22 protein-coding genes are annotated in these 24,169 nt (G+C 62.5%); 12 read left to right on the plus strand and 10 right to left on the minus strand.

Going from position 1 to position 24,169, the window contains the following annotated elements:
• Window positions 1-154: 154 nt before the first annotated feature.
• The gene (locus tag NKH93_RS14410) at window positions 155-1,165 is read left to right on the plus strand and encodes a fatty acid desaturase (protein ID WP_352539666.1); all 1,011 of its coding nucleotides are present in this window, start codon (window positions 155-157) and stop codon (window positions 1,163-1,165) included.
• A gap of 83 nt (window positions 1,166-1,248) precedes the next feature.
• Window positions 1,249-2,049 (plus strand): phosphate/phosphite/phosphonate ABC transporter substrate-binding protein, encoded by an 801-nt coding sequence (locus NKH93_RS14415; RefSeq protein WP_352539667.1) that lies wholly within the window; start codon window positions 1,249-1,251, stop codon window positions 2,047-2,049.
• Window positions 2,050-2,158: 109 nt separating this feature from the next.
• Here the strand turns inward: NKH93_RS14415 and NKH93_RS14420 are convergent, their stop codons facing one another.
• The 4 genes from NKH93_RS14420 to NKH93_RS14435 form a co-directional block, all read right to left on the minus strand.
• Window positions 2,159-3,472 (minus strand): M24 family metallopeptidase, encoded by a 1,314-nt coding sequence (locus tag NKH93_RS14420; protein WP_352614063.1) that lies wholly within the window; start codon window positions 3,470-3,472, stop codon window positions 2,159-2,161.
• A gap of 25 nt (window positions 3,473-3,497) precedes the next feature.
• Window positions 3,498-5,075, minus strand: a complete 1,578-nt coding sequence (locus NKH93_RS14425) for an ArnT family glycosyltransferase (RefSeq protein ID WP_352970660.1) — start codon at window positions 5,073-5,075, stop codon at window positions 3,498-3,500.
• 88 nt (window positions 5,076-5,163) lie between these two features.
• Window positions 5,164-7,749 (minus strand): GcvT family protein, encoded by a 2,586-nt coding sequence (locus tag NKH93_RS14430; protein WP_352970662.1) that lies wholly within the window; start codon window positions 7,747-7,749, stop codon window positions 5,164-5,166.
• A gap of 132 nt (window positions 7,750-7,881) precedes the next feature.
• Entirely contained in the window at window positions 7,882-9,459 is a 1,578-nt protein-coding gene (locus NKH93_RS14435; RefSeq protein WP_352970664.1) for a trimethylamine methyltransferase family protein, read from the minus strand.
• Window positions 9,460-9,668: 209 nt separating this feature from the next.
• On the opposite strand from NKH93_RS14435, the gene NKH93_RS14440 reads away from it, so the two are divergent.
• The 7 genes from NKH93_RS14440 to NKH93_RS14470 all read left to right on the plus strand — a co-directional run bounded on the left by NKH93_RS14440 (window position 9,669) and on the right by NKH93_RS14470 (window position 16,650).
• Window positions 9,669-10,829, plus strand: a complete 1,161-nt coding sequence (locus NKH93_RS14440) for an MFS transporter (protein WP_352970666.1) — start codon at window positions 9,669-9,671, stop codon at window positions 10,827-10,829.
• 95 nt (window positions 10,830-10,924) lie between these two features.
• Window positions 10,925-12,994, plus strand: a complete 2,070-nt coding sequence (locus NKH93_RS14445; protein ID WP_352970668.1) for a prolyl oligopeptidase family serine peptidase — start codon at window positions 10,925-10,927, stop codon at window positions 12,992-12,994.
• Window positions 12,995-13,248: 254 nt separating this feature from the next.
• Window positions 13,249-14,628, plus strand: coding sequence for an aspartate aminotransferase family protein (locus tag NKH93_RS14450; RefSeq protein WP_352970670.1), 1,380 nt, complete (start codon window positions 13,249-13,251; stop codon window positions 14,626-14,628).
• A gap of 500 nt (window positions 14,629-15,128) precedes the next feature.
• A complete protein-coding gene (locus tag NKH93_RS14455; protein WP_352970800.1) occupies window positions 15,129-15,395 on the plus strand; it encodes a DUF6422 family protein in 267 nt (88 codons plus the stop codon).
• 19 nt (window positions 15,396-15,414) lie between these two features.
• On the plus strand, window positions 15,415-15,714 hold the full coding sequence (locus NKH93_RS14460; RefSeq protein ID WP_352470307.1) for a hypothetical protein: 300 nt from the start codon (window positions 15,415-15,417) through the stop codon (window positions 15,712-15,714).
• A 112-nt stretch (window positions 15,715-15,826) separates the two neighbouring features.
• Complete coding sequence (locus tag NKH93_RS14465) at window positions 15,827-16,216, plus strand: methyltransferase domain-containing protein (RefSeq protein WP_352970672.1); 390 nt, start codon at window positions 15,827-15,829, stop codon at window positions 16,214-16,216.
• Window positions 16,217-16,416: 200 nt separating this feature from the next.
• Window positions 16,417-16,650: a hypothetical protein gene (locus NKH93_RS14470; RefSeq protein WP_352970674.1), complete on the plus strand. Its 234-nt coding sequence runs from the start codon at window positions 16,417-16,419 to the stop codon at window positions 16,648-16,650.
• 406 nt (window positions 16,651-17,056) lie between these two features.
• Here NKH93_RS14470 and mmsB read toward each other — a convergent pair whose 3' ends face one another.
• The 3 genes from mmsB to NKH93_RS14485 are packed head-to-tail and all read right to left on the minus strand — an operon-like array spanning window position 17,057 to window position 19,550.
• A complete protein-coding gene (mmsB, locus tag NKH93_RS14475) occupies window positions 17,057-17,941 on the minus strand; it encodes a 3-hydroxyisobutyrate dehydrogenase (protein ID WP_352539672.1) in 885 nt (294 codons plus the stop codon).
• 43 nt (window positions 17,942-17,984) lie between these two features.
• Window positions 17,985-18,353 (minus strand): four helix bundle protein, encoded by a 369-nt coding sequence (locus NKH93_RS14480; protein ID WP_352613985.1) that lies wholly within the window; start codon window positions 18,351-18,353, stop codon window positions 17,985-17,987.
• 30 nt (window positions 18,354-18,383) lie between these two features.
• On the minus strand, window positions 18,384-19,550 hold the full coding sequence (locus NKH93_RS14485; RefSeq protein ID WP_352613986.1) for an isobutyryl-CoA dehydrogenase: 1,167 nt from the start codon (window positions 19,548-19,550) through the stop codon (window positions 18,384-18,386).
• 152 nt (window positions 19,551-19,702) lie between these two features.
• On the opposite strand from NKH93_RS14485, the gene NKH93_RS14490 reads away from it, so the two are divergent.
• Window positions 19,703-20,317 carry a dimethylsulfonioproprionate lyase family protein gene (locus NKH93_RS14490; protein WP_352539675.1) on the plus strand — a complete coding sequence of 205 codons (615 nt, stop codon included), beginning with the start codon at window positions 19,703-19,705 and terminating at the stop codon, window positions 20,315-20,317.
• Between the two features lies 1 nt (window position 20,318).
• Window positions 20,319-21,788, plus strand: a complete 1,470-nt coding sequence (locus tag NKH93_RS14495) for a cobyric acid synthase (protein WP_352970678.1) — start codon at window positions 20,319-20,321, stop codon at window positions 21,786-21,788.
• Window positions 21,789-21,840: 52 nt separating this feature from the next.
• On the opposite strand, the gene NKH93_RS14500 is transcribed toward NKH93_RS14495, so the two are convergent.
• From NKH93_RS14500 to NKH93_RS14510, 3 genes are all read right to left on the minus strand, one after another.
• Entirely contained in the window at window positions 21,841-22,260 is a 420-nt protein-coding gene (locus tag NKH93_RS14500; RefSeq protein ID WP_352970681.1) for a VOC family protein, read from the minus strand.
• A 73-nt stretch (window positions 22,261-22,333) separates the two neighbouring features.
• Window positions 22,334-23,161: a helix-turn-helix domain-containing protein gene (locus NKH93_RS14505; protein WP_352970683.1), complete on the minus strand. Its 828-nt coding sequence runs from the start codon at window positions 23,159-23,161 to the stop codon at window positions 22,334-22,336.
• 110 nt (window positions 23,162-23,271) lie between these two features.
• Window positions 23,272-23,442 carry a hypothetical protein gene (locus tag NKH93_RS14510; RefSeq protein WP_352451984.1) on the minus strand — a complete coding sequence of 57 codons (171 nt, stop codon included), beginning with the start codon at window positions 23,440-23,442 and terminating at the stop codon, window positions 23,272-23,274.
• A gap of 153 nt (window positions 23,443-23,595) precedes the next feature.
• Between NKH93_RS14510 and NKH93_RS14515 the strand changes: the two genes are divergently transcribed.
• The gene (locus NKH93_RS14515; protein ID WP_352970685.1) at window positions 23,596-24,027 is read left to right on the plus strand and encodes a TerB family tellurite resistance protein; all 432 of its coding nucleotides are present in this window, start codon (window positions 23,596-23,598) and stop codon (window positions 24,025-24,027) included.
• The last annotated feature ends 142 nt before the right edge of the window (window positions 24,028-24,169 follow it).

Raw genomic sequence — 24,169 nt, forward strand, 5'->3', positions numbered from 1 at the left:
CTGTTGGCTGTTTACAATACATAACATATGCAGCTGAAAATGCGCAATCGCAACAGTTTGTGCGCTTTATCGCGTTGCGCCGACGCAACGCTCCTGACACAATGTTGTCAGGAATCAAACGGGTTCCGGCGACTGGAAGGCAGTGGTCGATAGCATGACGAGCATGGGCAACAGGCGACACGGCGCAATGGCCATCGAATGGCCGACAGCATTTCTCGCACTTCTCTGCTACGGCGGCTGGCTCGCTACCGGCTTCCTGCTCTGGCCCTCTTACCCGCTGCTGGCACTCGCCTTTCTGACCCTGATTGCGGCGCTGCAATCCTCGCTGATGCACGAGGTCCTGCACGGCCACCCAACCCGGAATGCGCGGCTCAACGAAGCCTTTGTGTTCCTGCCGATTGGCCTTGTCTGGCCGTTTCGCCGGTTCAAGACCATTCATCTGCGCCACCATGCAGACGAGCGCCTGACCGATCCGCTCGATGATCCCGAAAGCTATTACAAGGCTCTCTGGCAGCACGAGGAGCTGCCGTCGGCGATGAAATTCCTGCTGAAGGTCAACAACACGATGATCGGGCGTTTGGTGCTAGGCCCGTGGCTTTCCTGCATCGGCTTTTTCATCGACGACGCCAAGCAGGTTGCCGCGGGCGACAAGTCCATCCGCAAGGCATGGCTGCTGCATGCGATCGGCCTCGTCGTGGTGCTGCCTGTCGTGCAGTTCGGCTTCGGCATGCCGTTATGGCTCTACATACTGGTGCCGGTGTGGCTTGGGCAGTCGCTGATTTCGATCCGCACCTACGCCGAGCACCAATGGTCTGAACATCCGGAAGGCCGCACGATCATCGTCGAGCGCTCGCCGCTGTCCTTCCTGTTCCTCAACAACAATCTGCATTTCGTCCATCACAAGAGCCCGACGGTGGCCTGGTACAGGCTGCCGAAGCTGTTCGCCGACCGCCGCGACGAATGGCTGCGGATGAACAATGGCTACGCCTATCCGAACTATTTCGCGCTGCTCAAGGCCTATGCCTTCAAGGCGAAGGAGCCGGTCGTCCATCCCGTGCTGCGGCGCATGCCGGAACCAGGACGCGCATTCAAGCCGCGCGTCAGGGCACGCAGCCTCAATGGGCTTGGCAGCGCACCGGTACCCGCCGAGCCGCCGAAAGAATGATTCTTGCGTTGTTGCAGGCGGTGCCGCGCGGACGACGCTTTCCTGACCTTGTCAATTTCCCCGCATAACGGTCAAATCCCGGCATGAGCGAATTCATTGCGGCTTTGCCGATGTACGACTGGCCGGAAGCGCGGGACGATGTCGACGCGCAATGGGCGCGGCTGCGCGATGCTTTCAGGCAAAAAGGCATCGATGCGCCGGAGACGATCATCCGCCGCACCGGCGATTTGCCCCCCGTACCTGGCGGTATTCGCGATGATCAGGGAAAACCCATCGCGCCCGATCCGGCGACATTGCCGCCGGACGAACTGGATTTTCACCAGCTCTGGCTGCATCCGGCGCTGCTCTTTGCACAAACCTGCTGGGGACCGATGGAACTCGGCCTGTCGCAGCGTGTCCAGCTCATCGGCCAGCCGCGTTACGACGCCTTCAAGGGTGGACAGGGCGAACTCTATTCGAGCGCCATCGTCATGAGGGCGGGCGAGGCACCGCCGGCAAGGGCGCCGGCCGACGGCGGTGCCGTCATTCCGCTCGATCAGCTTCGCAGCAAGCGCTTCACCTTCAACAGCCTCGATTCCATGTCGGGCATCATCGCGCCAGCCCGCGACCTGCAAGCATTGGGCGAGAGTTTGGATATCTTTTCCGGGCTGAGCGAAAGCTGTGGGCACCGTGCTTCGATCGTTGCCGTTGCCGAGGGCAGGGCGGACGTCGCGGCGATCGATTGCGAGAGCTGGGCGCTGGCGCAGCGTTTCGAGCCGGCGGCGCAGAAGGTGACGGTCGTCGGCTGGACAAGGCGGCGCAAAGGCTTGCCGTTCATCACCGCCAGGACGACGCCGGAAACGATCGTCGCCGCGATGCGCGAGGCGATCGCGGCGCTCACGTAAAGCGCGTCGCGTTCGGTCGGCCTCATGCGACGCGCTTTAGATTCTTGTTTTATGCATGTCGTTATCGCAAAGCCGCTGCACAGTTTTGCGCGACATGCATTAGCATCGCTCAGCCGCCAAGCAGCCGATTGTCGAGCGGGTAGGTCGAAAGCTTCTCGTAGCCGGTTTCAGTGATCAGGATCTGTTCTTCGATCTTGACGCCTTCGTAGCCGCCAAGCCGACCGATATAGCTCTCGACGCACAGCACCATGCCAGGTTCGAGCACTCCGTCCGGTGTGTCGTCGGTCCAGTCGCCAGCATGCGGCAAAGTCGGGTATTCGTCGGCAAGGCCGACGCCGTGATAGAGCACCCCGTAACGGGCCGGGAAGCAGTCTCCCGGTGGCACTGACGAGCCCTCGACGAGGTCGCGGAACGATATGCCCGGCCGCATCAGCTCCGTGTTGTGGGCGATCTGGTCGGCGGCGATGCGGAACAGGTCGCGCTGCTCCTGCGACGGCGGCGCGTCACCGCAAAGCCAGGTGCGCGAAAGGTCGGCGCAGAAGCCGTAAGGACCGATCAGGTCGGTGTCGAAAGCGACGAGCTCGCCGGCCTTGATCGTCCGCGACGAACACTCCTGGAACCATGGATTGGTGCGCGGACCCGACGACAGGAGCCGGGTTTCGATCCATTCGCCGCCGCGCGCGATGTTGCCGCGATGGAGTTCGGCCCACAATTCGTTCTCGGAGATGCCAGGCCTCAACGCCTTCTCCATCTCGCCCATTGCCGCCTCGCAAGCGGCGATCGCCCGGCGCATGGCAAGGATTTCGTCGGGCGATTTGATCAGCCGCGCATTTTCCATCACCGCCTCGCCATTGCCGGTCGAGATGCCGAGGCGGGCGAGCTCTTCGATGCCCTCGGGATTGATGTGGTCGACTGCGATGCGGCGATTGCCGCCGCCATGTTCCAATACCAGGTCGGCGATGCCGGCTGCCCAGCGGCGGGCTTTTTGGCCGGTCAGCTCGCCGCTGTACAGATAAGCCCACGACACCGCCGGCCGCACCTCGTCGACGACGCCGGAATGATCGGAAAGGTGCTCGCAGGAGAAATAGTCGAACAGCACCACCGGGCCATCGGTGGCAACGAAACAATGCCTGGTCCGATTGTGTGCGACCCAGAGCTGCATGTTGGTTGCGTCGGTGGCATAGCGGATATTGACCGGATCGTAGAGCAGGGCTCCCGCATAGTCGCGGCGCTTCAGCTCGGCGCGGATGCGCTCGAGCCGATATCGGCGCATGGCGGGCAGGTCAGGAGCAGCAATGCCCGCCGCCTGCCATTCGACTTCCGCCAGCGCTCCATAGCCCAGCGCATGCTGGTTGAGTTCAGCGGCCTTCAGCCGCGATTTTTTGTGCAGCACATCGTTCGAGCCGTCCGGCTCGAACGGCATGATCTTGCGGTGATGACGGGGCCGGTCAGTCGGGTTCCTGTCCACCCTCGGCTCCTCCGCTAACGCCTTCCTTGGGCGCCGTGGTTTCTCCCACCGCCATTCTCTTCAATCTTACATAGGCGCCGGCCCGGGCGGACTTGCCGGTGCCGCGCAACAGCGGAACCATCATTTGCCGTGGTTGGCCGTCCGGCTCATAGCCGGCCGCTTTGAGCTGCTCCAAAATGACCGGACGCGGATCGTCTCGGTCAAGCCAGACGAGTACGGCCGGCTCCTGCATCAGCGTTTCGAAATTAGGCACTTCCTGGTCAAGTGCGACCAGGTTTTCATCGACCAACCGCAGGTTTCCGACCCATGCACCATCAGATATTGCGGTTTTGACCGGTCCGTCCGCAGTCAGTTGGCGATAGAGGGCGGGGTAATCCACGCGGATCATCCGCGAGAGGCCACTGGTCCCGTTTATCTGGACGTACCAGGTGGCGGGCGCGAGCAGCACGGCGATGATCGCTCCAGCCGCGATCACCAGGAGCTGCGCATTCCTGCCGCGCGGCGCCAGCCGTTCCATAGTGGCGACGATGGCCATCGGCAACATGAACAGGACCGGTAGCAGCCAGCGGTCCTTGACCACCGTCACGCCGGTGGCAAGTACAAGTACTGCAAGCATGGCCAAGCCGAGCGCCAAGGTACGCCACAACAGAATTTCCCTTGCCGGACCTTTCGGGTGCCGCTCGGAGAAACGGAACTTCGCCAGCCAGAACGTGAGGGCGGAAACGAGCACCGGCAAGACCGCGAAATTGAAGGTGCCCATGATAAACTTGCCGGCGCCGACAAAGGCCGCCGCCACGCGCCCTTGTTGCGCGTCTATTCCGAACTTCTCGCCTCTCGACAATAAATCGGCGGGATGCATGAGGCTCCAATAGGTGGTTGGCGCCAGCACCAATATCGCGACCGCTATGCTGATGGCGAACTTCGGATCGAGAATCGCGCGGCGCCATTCGCGCAGCGACAGCACGGCCGCAACAAGGGCCACCACGAGGAAGACATCATTATATTTGGCAAGAATTGCCGCCGCCGTGGCCAGGCCAAACGCCGCATAGGCGATCATGCTTCGCCGCTCGAGAAGATAGGCCATGGCCAGCAGGAGCAGCGAGCAGAAGCCGACGACGGCGACGGAATGCGACAAGGCGCGCTGCGATTCCCAGACGATCTGCGGGATGGTAAACAGGCCGAACATGGCCGCCGCCGCTGTCGCTTTGGTGTAGCTGAACCGCCGCATGGCGGCGAACACGCTGCAGGCGGCAAGGAACAGCACGGAGTATTTGACGAGCTTCAGCGTGAAGATACTGGTGCCGAAAACATGCGCGGCCAGCCAGTTGATCCAGGTGTACAGGGGTGGTTGCGAGCCGCCATATCCAGCCCAGAGATACGGAACATAGATCAGCTGCTCCGCATCATCGATGCCGACGCCGGTTCCCGCCCAAGAGCTCAACAGGGACAGTATGATGGTCTGCAAGGCAAAGTAAGCCGCGACCATGACGATCGCCGCCGGGAAGGGGCCGATCCGTCCCTCGGCCAGCCACTCGGCCCATCTCAGATTGTACTTCAATGAAATCTCATCGCCCTTGCCAGCAGTGTGTTGCCGGCTGCGCTAGCATGAAGAGTATGCTCCGCACAATGCGACCGGCTGGCTGCGCCTACGTCCTCATCTTTTCGCCGCTCGGGTCGAAAGGCGGTTCGACATTGATGCGTGCGGGACGCCGGTGCCCGAGGATTTCGATCTCGAACAGGCCGGCGCTCTCGTTCTCGGCAAGCGCCGCCGGTACATATCCCTGCGCCATCGACTTCTCGACATAATGCGCATAGCCGCCGGAGGTGACCCAGCCGACCACGCGCCAGTTGCCGTCGACAATGCCGCGCACGGCAGACGCGCCTTCGGCGGCGTTCGAGCCGCGCACTTCCTTGCCGCCCGCGTCGAAGCGCGGCGCGCCATAGCCATGCGGCTTTTCCACGGTGCCGTAATCCTTGCCGCCGACCTTGGCCCAGATCGGCTCATCGCCCATGACGTCTGCATCCGCGGCATCGACGATGAAGGAGACACGGCGCAGTTTCGGCCCTTCTGCCTGTTCCTTGGCCGCTGCTTCCCGGCCGATGAAGTCGTTCTTCTCTAGCTTGATGAAGCGGTCCATCGAGCCTTCGAACGGTCCGTAGATCGGACGTAGCTCGCGGAACCAGGTCGGGAAGTTCTTCTCAAGGCGCATAGAGAGCAAAGCCCGCATGCCGAAATCGACAAGCCCAAACTCTTCGCCAGCCTCCTTGATCGCCTTGTAGACAAGGCGCTGGTAGGCAGGCGCCATCCAGATCTCGTAGCCGAGGTCGCCGGTGTAGGTGATGCGATTGACCATGCAAGGCGCGCCGCCGACCGCCATTTCGCGGAAATCCATAAAGCGGAAGGCCTTGGTCGAGATGTCGACATCGACCAGTTTCTGCAGCAGGTCGCGGGATTTCGGCCCGGCGATGGAGAGACCGACCAGCGTCTGGTCGAAGCGGTGGATGCGGATGCTTCCATCCTTTGGCAGATGCTTCTCGAACCAGCGCATGTGGTATTTTTGCGCTGCCGAAGAACCCCATATCATGAAGCGTTCTTCCCCACCCCTTGGGCCCGCCTTGGCGATGGTGAAGTCCCCGATCAGCCGGCCGAACTCGTTCAGCATGGGCGTCAGCACGATGCGGCCGGTCTTCGGCATGCGATTGGTCATCAGACGGTTGAGGAAGTCCTCGGCCCCTGGCCCGGAGACTTCGTATTTGGCGAAGTTGGCGATCTCGGTGACGCCGACCCTCGCGCGGGTGGCGCGCACCTCCTCGCCGATCGGGCGGAAATCATTGGAGCGGTGGAAGGACACGACGTCCTTCGGCTCCGAGCCTCTCGGCGCGAACCAGAGCGGGGTTTCGAGACCCCAGCTGTCGCCCATGACGGCGTTGTTGGCGAGCATGGTGTCGTAAAGGGGGGTCGTCTGCGCTGGTCTTGCCGCCGGTAATTCCTCGTTGGGAAAGCGGATGGAGAAACGGCGCGAATAATTTTCGCGGACCTTTGCGTTGGTATAGCGCAGCGTTGCCCATTCGCCGAAGCGCGCAACGTCCATGCCCCAGACGTCGAAGCCGGGGTCGCCATGGACCATCCAGTTCGACAGCGCCAGGCCGACGCCGCCGCCCTGGCTGAAGCCGGCCATGACGGCGCAGGCGCACCAGAAATTGGTCAGGCCCTGCACCGGGCCGACCAGCGGGTTGCCGTCCAGCGCGAAGGTGAAGGGGCCGTTGATGATCTGCTTGATGCCGGCCTTTTCGATGCCGGGGAAATGCTTGAAGCCGATCTCGAGCGACGGCGCGATGCGGTCGATGTCTGGCTGCAGCAGCTCGTGGCCGAAATCCCAGGGCGTGCTGACCGGCGACCACGGCTTGCAGGCCTTTTCATAGGTGCCGAGCAGGATGCCGTTGCGCTCCTGGCGGGTATAGATCTCGCCCTTGAAATCGAGCACGCCAATCATCTCGCGGCCGGTCGACTTGTTGAATTCCTCGACCTCCGGCATCGGCTCGGTCAGGAGATACATATGCTCCATGGCCAGCACTGGCAGTTCGACGCCGACCATGCGACCGATCTCGCGCGCCCACAGGCCGCCGCAGTTGACCACATGCTCGGCTTTGACTGTGCCTCGCTCAGTGACGACGTTCCAGGTGCCGTCGACCTCCTGCGTCAGTTCCACGACGCGGTTGCGCAGTACGATCTCGGCGCCTAGCTTCCTGGCGGCCTTGGCATAGGCATGGGTGGTGCCGGAAGGGTCGAGATGGCCCTCGACTGGATCCCACATGGCGCCGACGAAATTAGTCTCGTCCATCAGCGGGAACATCGCCTTGGCTTCGGACGGCGTGATCAGTTCGGTGTCCATGCCGAGATAGCGGCCCTTGGCGTGGGCGAGCCGCAGGAAGTCCATGCGCTCGGGCGTGTCGGCCATCATCACGCCGCCGGTCAGGTGCAGCGAGCAGGATTGGCCGGAAATCTCCTCGATCTCCTTGTAAAGCTGCACCGTATAGGCCTGCAGCTTGGCGACGTTGGGATCGCCGTTCAGCGTATGGAAGCCGCCCGCCGCATGCCAGGACGAGCCGGAAGTGAGCTCCGAACGCTCGATCAGCATGATGTCGGTCCAGCCAGACTTGGCCAGATGATAGAGCACCGAGCAGCCAACGACGCCGCCGCCGATGACAACCGCTTTTGCATGAGATTTCATGAAGATAGATCCGTTTTTGAAGAGATTGAATCGAGTGAGCGGGGCGCGAAAACAAAGCGGAGATCGGATACAGCGATGTTTCGGGCCAGCCTGCCATCAAGACGGAGTGGGGGTCGACTACTCATCAGATGATCAAAAATCGGTCGGCGCGCCGCCTTCGGCCCGGCGCTTGTCGACGAAGGCGTTGAGCTCCTCCCGGATTGCCGGATCCATGTAAGGCTCTTCATAGGAGGCCAGCCGTTCCTTCCAGACGCGATTGGCCTTTTCGAGCGCCGTCGGCGATCCGGCCTCCGCCCAACTCTCGAAATTGCGCCAGTCCGAGATAATAGGCGCATAGAACGCGGTCTTGTAGCGGTCTTGCGTGTGCTGGGTGCCGAAGAAATGACCGCCGGGGCCGACCGACTGTATGGCGTCGAACCCGAGCGCTTCCTCGGAAAGATCGAGCGGCGTCAGGAACTCGGCGACCATCTGCAACAGGTCTATATCGAGGATGGTCTTCTCGTAGGAGCAGCGCAGGCCGCCTTCGAGCCAGCCGGCGGCATGCATCATCAGGTTGCCGCCGCCCTGGATGGCGCCCCACAGCGAGAACACGCTTTCATAGGCGGCCTGCGCGTCGACCGTGTTGGCGGCGCAGGTGTTGGAGGTGCGGTAGGGGATGTTGTAGCGGCGGGCGAGCTGCCCGCCGACCAGCTGCGCCTTCATATATTCCGGCGTACCGAAGGCCGGCGCGCCGGACTTCATATCGACGTTCGAGGTGAAGCCGCCGTAGCCGACAGGCGCGCCCTTGCGCACCATCTGCGCGAAGGCGATGCCTGACAGCGCCTCGGCATTCTGTTGCACCAGCGCGCCGGCAATCGTCACCGGCGCCATGGCGCCGGACAGGGTGAACGGCGTCACGATGACCACCTGGCCCTTGCTCGACATCTGGATGATGCCTTCCATCATCGGTACGTCGAGCTTGAGCGGTGAATTGGTGTTGATGATGGTGAATACCGACGGCTCCGCAAGCAACTGCTCATGGCTGATGCCACGTGCGATCCTGGTGATCTCGATGCCGTCGACGTTGCGCTCCTTACCGAGCGAATAGATGTGGAACATCTTGTCGGTCAGCGTGGCGAGATCACGGATGCATTCAAGGTGGCGGACGGACGGATGGACGTCGATCGGCTCGACCGGATAGCCGCCTGTGCAGTTCAATATGTTGTGCATCTGCGCAAGCTTGAGGAAGTTGCGGTAGTCCTGCTGGTTGCCCGGCCGGCGGCCGCGGTCGACGTCGGAGCAATTGGGCGCCGACGCCATCATCGAGATGATCAGATTATCGCCGCCGAAGCGCACGTTGTGCGCCGGGTTGCGGGCGTGGATGGTGAATTCCGGCGGGCAGTGCGCAACCAGTTCCAGGATCATGTCACTGTCGAAGCGCACCCGCTCGCCGCCTTCGCGTACATCGGCGCCATGCGCCTTCATGATGCGCCGGGCTTCGTCATGCAGCACGTCGACGCCGATTTCCCGCAGCACGCGCAGAGAGGCGAGGTGGATAGATTCCAGCTCGTCGTCGGAAACCAGCCGGGTCGGCGCCAGCGGGTTCTTCAACTGCCGAAACGGCGGCTGCTCGAACGCCGCCGATCCGCCGGCACGCTTTCCCGCGCGGCCGCCGCGACGGGCGCGGTCGTTTGCCAATGCAGGTTCGGCGGGCTGAATGGCGGCGGTCATGATAGTCCTCGTACGCTGCGGCAATGCGGCGGCATAATGGACTGCCGGCCGGCCAGCCATTGCGGAGGCGGCGACCACTAGGACGAGGGAAGCGACATGCCTGAAGGGCAGCCGGAGGGATCGTCAGGCTCTTATTCTCTTCCGGCTGGCGCAAGCGGTTTTCGTTGCCGGTGCTTACCGCGATGAAAGCGAAACGCTAGTCCTGCATCATGGACCGGGCGGAACAGGACAGCGGCGAGACAGTGCAATGGGCGGCGATCACCGGCGTGATCGCCACCGTCTCGGTGTTCGCCATCGCGCAAGGGCTGAGCTATCCGCTGTTGAGCTTCATCCTGCAGCGCCAGGGCGTCTCGCCGGCCATGATCGGCCTGTCGGCGGCAATGACGCCGATCGGCTTCATCGTCTCGTCGCCGCTGGTTCCGGCGCTGGCGGGGCGTTTCGGGGCAGGGCGCACCGCGCTTACTTGCGCGGCACTTTCCGCGCTGGTGCTGGCGCTGATCGGCTGGACGCAAAATGTCTATCTGTGGGTTCCTCTGCGCTTTTTGATCGGCGCCGTCACCAACCCGCTCTACGTGCTGAGCGAAGTCTGGGTGATCGCACTGGCGCCGCCGACACGCCGCGGCCGCGTCATGGGCATCTATTCGACCATCATTTCGGCGGGCTTTGCGGCGGGGCCGCTGTGCCTGCTTGCGGTCGGCACCGAGGGGTGGCCACCGTTCGTCGTCGGCATTGCCGCATTCCTGTTTTGCGGCGCCTGCCTCGCCTCGGTGCTGGCACGGCTGCCCAAGGTCGACGAGAGCGGGCACCGCGTTTCGGTGCTGGGGTTCGTGCCGCAGGCTTGGCTGTTGTTATCGGCCGTCGTCGTGGCCGCCGGTTTCGAACAGGCGGTGCTCGCCTTGCTGCCGGTCTACGGAACACATTATGGCATTGCGGAAGCGCGCATGTCGGCGCTGCTGTCGGTGATGATCGCCGGCAACATCGCTATGCAGGTGCCGCTCGGCCTGCTGGCGGAACGACTGACAGCGCGGCTGGTGCGGTTCATCTGTGTTTCGATGACGGTGCTCGGATGCGTTCTGTTGCCGGTTCTCATCGAGACGCCGCTGATCTGGCCGTGCGTCTTCATCTGGGGCGCGGTTTCCTACGGCATTTACACGATGTCGATCATTGAACTCGGCGAGCGGTTCACCGGCTCGGCACTGGTCGCCGGCAACGCCGCCTTCTCGCTGATGTGGGGCGTCGGCGGCATCGCCGTGCCGCCGCTGGCGGGCAGCGCCATGGATGTTGTTGGCGCCGGCGGCCTGCCAATGACGCTCGGTGCCATTTGCCTGGCGCTGGCAGTTGTAACGGTCATTCGAAGACGGATGGTGTGAATGCCAGAAAGCCGCCGTTTCTGACGAATGACTTGAATGTAAGCGGCCCCATGTCGATCTTGGCTATGTCGCCACCCGACTCAACCGGAGACCTCATGAGCAAATCGAATACCAAGGGCCAGCCGGGTTCGGCGGCCGAAGACCCGTTTCTCTGGCTTGAGGACAGGAGGGGCAAGCAGGCGCTCGACTGGGTGCATCACCAAAATGCAGTTACGGTCGGGGAGCTGCAGGGTGATCCGTCCTATCAGATGTCGTTCGAGACGGCGCTCGACCTGATGACAGCCGAGGATAACATCGCCGTTGGGGCCGCTATCAACGGCTATGTCTATAATTTCTGGCAGGACCGGACGAACGTACTCGGCCTTTGGCGGCGCACCACCGTCGCCTCCTACAAGACCGACAAGCCGGAATGGCAGACGATCATCGACTTCGACAGTCTGGCGGCGAAAGAGGGGGTGAAATGGGTGTTCAGCGGCGCCAGTCGGCTCTACCCCGACTTCAGCCGCTGCCTGCTCAACCTGTCGCCGGATGGCGGCGATGCCAGCGAGATGCGCGAATTCGATATCGAAAGCAGATCGTTCGTCGATGGCGGCTTTCGCGCTCCTGCCTCGAAGTCGAGCTTTAGCTGGCTGGACGAGGACACGGTTATCGTTTCCGCCGCCTTCGAGGAGGACGACAAGACCCAGTCCGGTTATCCGCGCGTGGTCAAGCTTTGGCGGCGCGGCACGCCACTGGAAGCGGCGATGCCGATCTTCGAGGCGCTGAAGCAGGATCTTGCCGCCGGCGGGTCCGTCGAATTCGACGGCGACAAGCGTCATGTCTTCCTCGCCCGGACCATCGACTTCTTCGCCTCGCACAGTTTCCTGCGGCTGCCTTCCGGCGAGAACAGGCGCATCCCGTTGCCGGACGACGTCACCGATACAGCGCTGTTCAAGGGCCAGCTCGTCTTCGGCGTGCGTACCCCGTGGACTGCGCCGGACGGCACGCTGTGTAAGCCCGACGGACTCTATTCACTCGATTTCGAGCGCTGGATCGAAACCGGGCTATTCAGATCCCTCGATACCGTGCTCGAGCCGGCGCACCGTGTCTCGATCGCCGGTATTGCCCGCACGCAGGACCGGCTGTTCATCAATTTGATGGACAATGTGCGCGGCAAGGTCGTCGCCGGCAAGCGCAGCGACAGCGGCTGGGAGTTCAAGCCCGTGGCGTTGCCCGAAAACGGCAATGTCGGCATCAGCCATGCCGAGCATTTCGGTTCCAGCGTCTCCTTCTCCTTCACCGATTTCCTGACGCCGAGCTCGATCATCTGGTCGGACGACAATGCTGCCACGTTGGCACCGGTGAAATCGCAGCCGGCGCGTTTCGACGCGTCGTCCCTGCTCTCCGAACAGTTCGAGGCGCGCTCGAAGGATGGCACGATGATCCCGTACTTCGTCGTCAGGAGGCGCGACTTGCATGGACCCGTGCCGACATTGCTTTACGGCTATGGCGGCTTCGAAGTGCCGCTGCTGCCCGGCTATGCCGGCGTGCGCGGCAGGCTGTGGCTGGAGAAAGGCAATGCCTATGTGCAGGCCAACATCCGCGGCGGCGGCGAGTTCGGCCCGAACTGGCACCAGGCGGCGCTCAAGGCCAATCGCCAGAATGCCTTCGACGATTTCGCTGCCGTCGCGCAAGATCTGATCAAACGCGGCATCGCTACGCCCGCCACGCTGGGCATCCAGGGCGGATCGAATGGTGGCTTGCTGACCGGCGTCTCGCTGACCCAGCACCCGGAATTGTTCGGTGCAGTGATCATCGACGTGCCGCTGCTCGATATGCTGCGTTACACCGAGCTGCCGCCCGGCGCGTCATGGATGGCCGAGTATGGCGATCCGGCGAAGCCGGAAGAGGCAGCCTGGCTCGCCGCCTATTCGCCCTACCAGCATGTAGACACGGATGCAGCCTATCCGCCGGTGTTGCTGACGACCTCGACCGCCGACGATCGCGTCCATCCCGGGCATGCCCGCAAGATGGCGGCACGGCTGCAGGCGGCCGGCCATGGCAAGACGCTGTTCTTCGAGGAGACCGAGGGCGGCCATGGTGGACGCGGCGACCGGCGGCCGCAGGCCGCACAGGCGGCGATGAAGTACGTCTTCCTGCAGCGGGCCCTGACTGGCACCAATTGACTGGCACCAATTGACCGGCGTCGCTTGACCGGCACGGCTTGAACTGAGGGCTCGAGGCAGCCTAAGGTACATGCATGGCTCGGCTGGCGAAATCGGGTTGCGCATTTAGGGTGGCGGTGACGCCGTCGTCGCGCACGCTACGCGCCGAGCTGTTGCGGCTGTGCGCTCGCATCGGCTATTCGCCGCCCGCTGTCCTCTGACGAATCCGCCCCGGCGCGAAAGCTGCCGGATTGGTTCAAGAGGAAAGACCAGACATGACCTACCAGAATTATTCGCTGAAGCAGCTTCAGCAGATCGATGCCGCGCATCACCTTCATCCGTTCACCGACCACAAAGAGATGCGCGAGACCGGCTCGCGCATCATCACCCACGCCAACGGGCCGTTCATCTATGATGCCGAAGGGACGGAAATCCTTGACGGCATGGCTGGGCTGTGGTGCGTCAATGTCGGCTATGGCCGCGACGAGCTCGCCGACGCCGCCTACGCCCAGATGAAGGAATTGCCCTACTACAACTCTTTCTTCAAATGCTCGACGCCGACGCCGGTTCTGCTGTCGAAAAAGCTGGCGGAGATCGCGCCAAGGCACATCAACCAGGTGTTTTACGGCTCGTCCGGTTCGGAGGCCAATGACACGGCGCTGCGCCTGGTCCGTCACTATTGGGTGCTGGAAGGCAGGCCCGAGAAGAACCGCATCATCTCACGCAAGATGGGCTACCACGGCTCGACCATCGCCGGCGCCTCGCTCGGCGGCATGGATTTGATGCACAAGCAGCTCGGCGGCGCCGTGCCCAACATCGTCCATGTGATGATGCCCTATGCCTATGAGCTCGCACTGCCCGGCGAAAGCGACCATGATTTCGGCCAGCGCGCGGCAAAAGCGGTCGAGGACGCCATCCTCGAAGCCGGCGCCGACAAGGTGGCCGCCTTCATCGGCGAGCCGGTGATGGGGGCAGGCGGGGTGAAGATCCCGCCGATGAGCTATTGGCCGGAGGTGCAGCGCATCTGCCGCAAATACGATGTCCTGCTGATGCTGGACGAGGTCATCACCGGATATGGCCGCACAGGCGAGTGGTTCGCCGCACAAGCCTTCGATGTCGAGCCCGACACCATCACCACGGCCAAGGCGCTGACCTCTGGCTATCAGCCGCTGTCGGCGCTGCTGGTCGGCGACCGCATCGCGGCGACGCTGGTCGAAAAGGGCGGCGAATTCTATCACGGCTACACCTATGCCGGGCATCCGGTGGCCTGCGCGGTGGCGCTGAAGAACCTCGAGATCATCGAGCGTGAAGGCCTGGTCGAGCGCGTCAGGAACGACACGGGGCCTTACTTCGCCAGGGCCCTGCAGGAACGTCTCGGTGGGCACGATCTGGTCGGCGAGGTGCGCTCGTTCGGGCTGATGGGGGCGATCGAGATCGTCAAGGACAAGGTGACCAAGGAGCGCTTCCTGCCTGCCGGCAGCGCGGCGGTGATGGTTCGCGACCACGCGATTGTCCAGGGCATGATGCTGCGCGCTACCGGCGACACGATGATCCTGTCGCCGCCGCTGATCTGGACGCGCGAGACGATCGACATGGCCTGCGACCGCATCGCCACGGCGCTCGATCTGGCGCAAGCGGATTTGCGCAAGGGGTAAGGTAGAACCATCGCCGGGCGACCTGCAGTCGGACGCTCGGCGATCGCTGCGTCGATCGCCGAGCAGATGGTCGAGGACGTGGACAAAGTCAGTTCGAATTCGGCTGCGGGTGGAAACGCGCCCTTTGGCGCGCCAAGCCTACCTCACTCCCCGGCTGGCAAAACTCGTCCATGCCGAGCGCGGCAGGCGTGCGAACGGCGCCCGTCTTGTCACCTGCCGCCGATCAGCGTGACTTCCGTAAGCCATCCGTAAGTCCGGTCCTGTCAACGTCGCCTGATCGACTTCAGCAAGGGATCATTCGTTCAAGGAGACCAAAATGGGCGACTAGCTGTCCTTAGCGCCACGTCGCAACGAATAGCGCCACGTTGAAGAGCGAACAAGTCGAGCGGTGTGCAAATTGAAGCATGCTTGCTTTCCCAATTGAGGCATTTGGCGAATCCAAATCTGAGGGAGTGACACATGTTTAAATATCTGTCTCGGGAGGGTCTCACGCGCGAACAATCGGAAGCCCTGGAAAAGGCCGCGTTCTTGATCATCAGCGCGCGGAGAGAAGCCGCGGCGCTACTGGCGCGGGCGGGAGTAACTTTACTGATGATGGGTTTGGGTTCGGGAACCCTTGCAACGCGCATATAGAGGCGCACAGCAACTGCCCGTGCAACGATTACACGGGCGATGGTGGGCCATGTTTGACGCAGACTACCCTCGATACGGCCTTCCCCCCGTCCCGGAGTTGCGGCCATCCACCATCAAAACATCTCTCCACGTAAGGCGTATTGGAGACAGTTGATGCGCACCATTTCTTTGATCCTAGCCTTGGTTATGCAATCGGTCATCACTGTATCTCTTGCGCAGGACGCCAAAACACCTTTCAAAAGGCCGGTTCCAGAAGAGCACAAGGGCTTCGTGGCGGAAATTGAGAGTGTTTTCAGGAAATATCCAAAGGCGATCGCTCGCTACAAACTCGTGGATATCGGCCTCGTAAATATTGGCGAGATGCCGCGCGTGGAGTGCACAGTAGAATGCGAGTTTGATTCTACTTGGGGCGGATGGTGCAAAGACCGTTGTGATACGGAACGCGAAGAATAGCACCCTGCCGGTTTCCATTGCCCGGTTGCTAGTCGACAGACACGCGCTTTATGATGGCTGCTGAAGCGCCGATCGGGCCCGTTGCCCGAGATCGTTGTGCGGGAGGGACACTATGGCCCAGCAGGAGCAGTGGCAGCTGGAAGGCAGCGCCGCGGACCTCTACGAGCGCTACCTGGTCCCGGCAATCACAGCCCTGTGGGCTGCGGACCTGATGGATCGTGCTGCGCCTCAATCTGGTGAGCGGATTTTGGACGTAGCTTGCGGCACCGGCGTGGTGGCACGCTCGGCGGCCGAGCGTATGGGAAGTGGGCAGGTCGTCGGCCTCGACATCAATACGGGCATGCTCGCCGTTGCTCGGTCGCTCCCGAGAGGCGCTGGAGCGCGTATCGACTGGCACGAGGGAAGCGCGCTCGAAATGCCGTTCCCTGACTCCGCCTTCGATCTGGTTCTTTGCCAGCTCGGACTGCAGTTTTTTCCGGATCGATCTAGTGCGCTCCGTTAGATGTTCCGGGTTCTGGTGCCTGACGGCCGACTGGCTTTAAACGTTTTCAGCGCTATTGAGCACACTCCTGCGGCGAAGGCGCTGGCGGATGCCTTGGATCGACACCTCGGTCCAGGCGCTTCGGCAACGAAAAGTCTGAGCATTCACTCGCCGATGCGGACGAGCTTTACCGATTGGTGGCCGAGGCGGGATTTCGTCAGGTGACCATCCACACGACGACACAAAACATCCGATTTCCCTCGTCTAGGGAATATGTGCGACTACAGCTGGCAGCGACTCCGCAGGCCGGGCTGGTCAGCAGAATTGATGCCGGGCATCGGGAAGCAGTCATCGCAGCGATCACCGGTGATCTAGATTTTTCGCTGGCAATCTATTCAACTGAAGGGGAGCTGATGTTCCCCCAAGAGGCCCACGTCGTGCTCGCACGCAAGTAGCGTAGCTGACCGATGAGCCATGGCACCGACGCGCTGGGGGATTGGGGCGCGACCACCTGTGGGTCGACGTAGCTCAGGACAGCAGCCACGACGCCGACGATCATCTGGAGACACGCCAGGGCGATCGCCTCATTGTCCTTGAAGAATGCGAAACGCAAAAACCGCGCTCCATCGGAACGCGGCTTTGCCAGATACGCATGGCGCTTCGCCAACAATACACTTGCGAAACTTACGGCGAAACTTACGGGCTCCGGTACGCGAGACCTGATCCGGAGCGCCGGGCGGATGTCCGCCTCGCAATCCGTTTTAAACGCATATCGTTACTGCAGGGTTAGCAAGAGCTTAAGCAAACCTAAATTTGCCGGCTTTCCGCTTTGGGCAGATCGAAAACCTGTGAACCTGGAGCTTACGCCGGGTCACCACGGAGGAAATTAATGATGCCGGAAAAATCCGCGCCGGCATTCCCTTGTGCGTTGAACAGCGCATAAAGCTGGGCTGCCTCGGCGCCGAGCGGCGTTGCTGCACCGACGCTCTGTGCGGCCTCCTGCGACAGTTTCAGGTCCTTCAGCATCAGTGCCGCCGCGAAGCCAGGCTTATAGCCATTGTTGGCGGGCGATGTCGGCACCGGGCCGGGCACCGGGCAATAGGTGGTCAGCGACCAGCACTGGCCGGACGAGGTCGAGGCGACGTCGAACAGCGCCTGGTGCGACAGGCCGAGCTTTTCTGCCAGCACGAAGGCCTCGGCAACGCCGATCATCGAAATGCCCAAAATCATGTTGTTGCAGATCTTCGCCGCCTGTCCGGCGCCGTCGTCGCCGCAATGAACGATGCGGCCGGCCATCGGCTTGAGGATTGGTTCGGCCTTGGCGAAGGCATCCTTCGAACCGCCGGCCATGAAGGTCAGCGTGCCGGCCGCCGCACCGCCCGTGCCGCCGGAGACCGGCGCGTCGATCGACAGCAACCCGTGCTTGGCGGCGATGGCATGGGCCTTTCGAGCCGACTCGACATCGATGGTAGAGGAATCGATGAACAGCGCGCCTTTTTTTGCCCTGGATACTATGTCTGCGTAAACCGACAGAACATGCTTACCGGCTGGCAGCATGGTGATGACCGCATCGGCGTCTTTCACCGCCGCAACGGCGTTGGCCATGATGACGACGCCGTGTTCCCTGGCGATGACGAGATTCTCCGGCACCAGGTCGAAGCCGTGCACGGCGTACCCGGCCTTGACCAGGTTGGAGGCCATCGGATTGCCCATATTGCCGAGGCCGATGAAGGCGATGGTGGTCATAATGGCGCTCCGTGGTTTGGGTAGGCAGTAGGCAGTAAGCGACCTATTCGGGCGCAAGTTTGCTAATAAGTTGGCGAAGCATTTTCCCGATGCCCTCGGTCGCTAAAAGCACGTGATAAGCTTGATCATACGTAGCAAGGCCAATGCGTTCGGCGATCTGGAGGTGTGTCTCGAACTCCTTCAGCGATCCCTGGGCAATCCTGAGAAATTGCTGATAGGAGCCTCTGTTGTCTCGGCCGTAACCTTCCGCGATGTTTGCGGGAATAGAGGTTGCTGAGCGGCGGATTTGGCTGGTCAACCCATACAATTCCTCTTTTGGCCATGCCTTGGTCAGGGAGTAGGTGGTGACGGCCAGATCCATCGCCTGCTGCCATACGATAAGATCCTTGTACGAATTGATCTTGCCGGTCATCTTTCTGCCTACTGCCTACTGCCTACTGCCTTACCGTCCGATCAGGGCGCGAGCGATGATGACGCGCATGATCTCGTTGGTGCCTTCGAGAATTTGGTGGACACGCAGGTCGCGCACCAGCTTCTCGATGCCGTAGTCGTGCAGATAACCATAGCCGCCGTGCAGCTGCAGGGCGTCGTTGGCGACATTGAAGCCGGCGTCGGTAACGAAGCGCTTGGCCATCGCCGACCATTTCGAGGCCTCCGGCGCGTTGCGGTCGAGCTTCGAGGCGGCGGTATAGAGGAAGACGCGCGCTGCCTGCAGTTCGGTCTCCATGTCGGCAAGCTTGAACTGCAGCGCCTGGAACTGGTTGATCCTCGAGCCGAAAGCCTTGCGCTCGGCGGTGTAGGCGAGCGCCTTGTCGAGTGCCGATTGCGCGCCGCCGAGCGAGCAGGCGGCGATGTTCAACCGGCCGCCGTCCAACCCGGCCATGGCGATGCCGAAGCCGGCGCCCTCGACCGACAGCAGGTTTTCGGCCGGCACCTTGCAGTCCTCGAAGACGACCTGGCGCGTCGACTGCATGTGCCAGCCCATCTTGTGCTCGTTGGCGCCGAAGGAAAGGCCGGGCGCATCGTTCGGCACGACGAAGGTGGAAATGCCTTTCGGCCCGTCGGCGCCGGTGCGCGCCATGACGACATAGAGGTCGCTGTCGCCGGCACCGGAGATAAACTGCTTGGCGCCGTTCAGCACATAGTCGCCGCCGCTTTTGACCGCACGCGTCTTCAGCGCCGCGGCATCGGAGCCCGAGCCGGGCTCGGTCAGGCAGTAGCTTGCCAGCCATTCCATCGAGGTCAGCTTCGGCAGGAAACGCCGGCGCTGCTCGTCGCTGCCGAAGCGGTCGATCATCGATGCCGCCATGTTGTGGATCGAGATGAAGGCGGAAAACGCCGGATCGGCCCGCGAAAGCGCCTCGAAGATCAGCACGGCGTCGAGCCGGCCGAGCCCCGAGCCGCCGACGTCGTCGCGGACATAGATGCCGCCAAGGCCGAGCGGACCTGTCTCGCGGATCACATCGGCGGGGAAATACTTGTTGCGATCCCAGTCGAGTGCGTTCGGCGCCACACGGTCGGCGGCGAAGGCTTGCGCCATCTCCTGGATGGCGCGCTGGTCCTCGTTGAGTTCGAACTGGCTGGTGCTCGCATCGACAGCGGCGTCCATGACGTGCTCCCTGATGTTTCCGGCCTGCTGGCCTGATCGTTTTTGGCTTTGCGCGCCGTCCAATCTAGACCAATGATGCCGCCGCGCAACCCGATCGTCTCCATCCAACCATCTGGGCAGCGGCTGTGTGCGAATGCGCTTTGGAGCAAAGTGTGACGACAACTTTCGACGAACTGCTTGGATGCTTCCATGCCTATCTCCAGACGTTCGATGATGCGCTGGTGCGCGACGCCATGGCCCGAATCGACTGGGACATGCCGGGCCGGCCGCTCGAACCGCATGCACTGCCTTGTCTCGTCCAACTCGGCCGGATCGTCGAACTCGCTCCCGCTGCGGCCAAGTCGCTGGCGCGGCTGGTTGCGGAGCGTCGCGGCGATCTGCACTGGGGCCAGACCTATGGCGAGGCGGATTTCGGCACGGTTTTCATCGACAATTACGGCTGGCTGGAGGTGTTCGGCACACGCGGCCATTTCGTCAATGACGAGGTCGCGGGCGGCCTGCTGATCCTTGGGCCCGACATTGTCTACCCCGATCACCACCATGTCGCGGAGGAGATCTACATCCCGCTGACCGGCGGCACCGAATGGCGCATGGGCGACGGCGGTTTTCGCCTTCGAGCGGCGGGCGAAGTGATCCACCATGCCTCTGACATCAACCACGCCATGCGCACCGGCAAGGAGCCGCTGCTGGCGCTCTATCTCTGGCGTGGCGGGCCACTGGCGGCCAAGTCGACGATCACCGCAACCGTTGCGCAGGGCAGGGACTGATATGGCCAAGGCGATCATGCTGCAGGGCACGGGTTCGGATGTCGGCAAGACGGTGCTCGTCGCCGGTCTGTGCCGCGCGGCGAAGAAGCGCGGCTTGAAAGTGCGGCCGTTCAAGCCGCAGAACATGTCGAACAACGCCGCTGTCGCCGATATTCCAGGCGATTCAGGCGGCGGCGAGATCGGCCGCGCCCAATGGCTGCAGGCGATCGCCTGCGGCGCAGCGCCGACCATCCACATGAACCCGGTGCTGCTCAAGCCGCAGACCGATGTCGGCGCTCAAGTCGTCGTGCAGGGCAAGGTGTTCGGCGAGGCGCGGGCGCGCGACTACCAGGCGCTGAAGGGCCGGCTGATGGATGCGGTACTGGACTCCTGGGCAAAGGTCGGCGAGGGCGCCGATCTGGTCATTGTCGAGGGCGCCGGCTCGCCGGCCGAGATCAATCTCAGGAGCCGCGACATTGCCAATATGGGCTTTGCGACGCGCGCCGGCGTGCCGGTGATCCTGGTCGGCGATATCGATCGCGGCGGCGTCATCGCCTCGGTCGCCGGCACCCATCTGATCCTGCCGGAGGAGGACCGGCGCATGATCGTCGGCTACCTCATCAACAAGTTCCGTGGCGACGTCTCGCTGTTCGAAGACGGCATCAAGGCGATCGAAAAATTCACCGGCTGGCGCTGTTTTGGCGTCGTGCCGTGGCTGAAGGCGGCGGCGAGGCTGCCATCGGAAGATTCCGTCGTGCTCGAGCGACTGGCGTCCGGCGAGAAGCGCGCGCTGAAGATCGCCGTGCCGGTGCTCTCGCGCATCGCCAATTTCGACGATCTCGACCCGCTCAAGGCCGAACCGCAGGTCGAGGTGGTGTTCGTGCCGCCTGGTGAGCGCTTGCCCGAAGATGCGGGTCTGGTGGTCATTCCCGGCTCGAAGTCGACGATCGGCGATCTCCTGAAATTGCGCGAGAACGGCTGGGACCGCGACCTTGCCGCGCATAGGAAACGCGGTGGTCATATCGTCGGCATTTGCGGCGGCTTCCAGATGCTTGGTCATACCGTGCGCGATCCCGACGGCATCGAGGGCAGCGTTACAGAAACGCAAGGGCTTGGCCTGCTCGACGTCGAAACGGTGATGGAGCCGGAAAAGACGGTGCGCAATGTCAGCGCGCGCTCGGTGCAATTCGATCTGCCGCTCGAGGGCTACGAGATCCATCTCGGCCGCACCACAGGTCCGGACACGCTGCGGCCGTCCGCCGTTATCAACGGTATCGATGACGGCGCTATCTCGGCCGACGGCAAGGTGGTGGGCACCTATATGCACGGGCTGTTTTCCGCCGATGCCTTCCGGGCGAAATTCCTCGAAAGCCTCGGCGTCAAGGGCGGCGGCATCGACTACCGCGCCGAGGTCGAACGGGCACTGGACGAGATCGCAGCCGAACTGGAAACCCACCTCGACTGCGACACGATTTTTGGGCTGGCGCGTTAGATACTTTGCCTGAGCATGATCTTGTCCGAAAACCGGTCTCCACTTTTCGGGATCATGCTTTCTCGTCAGCCTTCGGCCAGTAGGTGCCGAACGACCAGACGTTGCCTTCCGGATCGCGGCAGATGAATTCGCGGCTGCCATAGTCGCGGTCGGTGAGTTCTTCCAGAATCTCGGCGCCGGCGGTCTTTGCCCGCGCGTATGCCGCGTCTGCGTCAGCGACCGCAACGTAGATCGACTTGCCGCCACCCGAACCCGGCGCGCCGACCATCTTGCCATAGGCGTCGTCGCGCGCCGCGCCGAGCATGACGATCGAAGAGCCGAAAGCGAGTTCGGCGTGGTGCACCACGTCGCCTTCGCCATAGCGGGCGCGAACGCTGAAGCCGAAGGCCTCGCACAGCCAATCGATCATCTTGCCGGCATTCCTGTAGCGCAGCGCCGGATAAAGCCGAGGTGGTTCGGTGGTGTTCGGCATGGCTGATCTCCTTCAGCGGGTTGGTCGATCAACCCAGTCTGCGCGACGGCCGGTTGCGCGTCTTGAAGAAATGTTACCTCGCGGCAAGCGCCGTCGGCGCGAGGCCTGCGAGGTCGCGAAACTCGCGTACCAGATGCGCCTGGTCGGCATAGCCGCAGTCGGCGGCGATGTCGGCCCAATCGCTGTCGGCCTGTCTTGACAGCCCAAGCGCATGGTTGAAGCGGACGATGCGCGAGAGCGTTTTTGGGCCGGTGCCGATAGCGTCCGAAAATTTTCCGGTAAGATGCTTGCGGCTCCAGCCAAGCTTTTCGGCCAGCGTCGAGATGCGGGTCCGCCCGCCTGTGGTGACGATCGTCTCATAAGCCCAGACTATTTCTGCTTGAGTGCCGCTCGCGGCTGCCAACCGGTGGGCGACGAAGGCTTCGGCGATGGCAAAGCGTGAGCTCCAATCCGGCGCATTGCCAAGCCTTTCGCGAAGCGCGATGCCGTCAAAGCCAAGCACGTCATCCAGGCCGACCATGCGGTCGGTCAGTTCGCTCATCGGGCGGCCGAAGAAGCGACGAGCGCCGAGCGGGGTGAAATTGATCTGCACACAGCAGGTGCCGCCGCAGGATTCGATCACCACCGGCCCGGCATAAAGGCCGGCGGCAAAACTGGTCAAGCGGTCATTGTCGCCCGGGTCCTGGCCGAGCCCGATGGCAAAGGGTTCGGCAAAGCTGATGACCAGCGGCACGGTCAGCGAGGCATATTCGACGGCGCGGAAATGGCCTGGCATGGTTTCGCGAAAGCCGCATATGTCGGTGACGGCGCCCTGAAGCCGATGGCTCGGCGCGCGCCGCACCATCTCGAACCGATCGAGCCCTGGGCTGTCGTGGCGGCTGCCGTCTTCGCTGTCGGGCATGCGCTTTCCTTCCGCCACGCGACTTTAACAGACCATCCGCCGGAATCAAAAGCGCCCGGTTTTGGCCGGGCGCTCCGAGTTGCCTGAGATTCGGAGTTGTCTGGACGTGTTTAAGCGCCGCGCATCAGGCAGCCGGCGGCCAGCACGATGTAAGCGATGACGACAATCCACACAGCAGCCAAAGGGATGAACGCAAGGACGCCAAGCGCGGCGAGAACGCCGATAATGGCGATAACAAGGGATATAATGAAAATAAGCTGGGTAGGCGCACTGAGATTCATGTTCGGTCCCTCCTCAACATGATTCGTACAACGACATAGTATCAGGCGCGCGGTCACACACCAATGAGCGCACGCAGGCGGCTTTTCCACCATCGCACCCCGTTTGCGCCAGGCCGATTCCGCGCTACCTTCCGAACGAATCGGAAGGGGCTGATGGCGATGGGATTGCTGGACCAGATACGCTCGATTTTCGACGGCGACCCCGGCGTGCGCAAGGTGGCGGACGATCCGGTGCTGTCGGCGGAGCTGCTCATGTTGTTCCGCATGATCCTGGCCGACGGTTCGGTCAGCGAAAGCGAAATGACCGCCTTCAGGCGTATCTGCCGGGACGCCTTTGGCATTCCCGAAACCAGCATCGACAGCGTCATCGAATATCTCAACGATTTCGGCTACGAGACCAACAGCTCGCAGGCCGTCGCCCAATTCCGCGATCTCGACGTCGAACGGCGCAAGCTGCTCGCCCGCCACATGGCCGAGATCGCCAAGGCCGATTCGCAACTCGCCGGGAGCGAAATGCAGCTGCTGCGCCGCACGCTCGACCTGCTCGACATCAGCCCTGCCGATGTGGTGAAGCAGGAAGGCTGAAGCATCGGCTGACTATGATTGCTGACGTTCTGAACGTCATCTTGTCTGTCATAGGCTATCCCTTGGGATAACCTGTAACCGAAATTATCGTGTCTCACTCAAGGGGTGCAGTCCAGCCGGACGAACACGATAAAAGTGCACT

The sequence above is a fragment of the Mesorhizobium sp. M0954 genome, from assembly GCF_040319155.1.
Classification (GTDB): Bacteria; Pseudomonadota; Alphaproteobacteria; order Rhizobiales; family Rhizobiaceae; genus Mesorhizobium.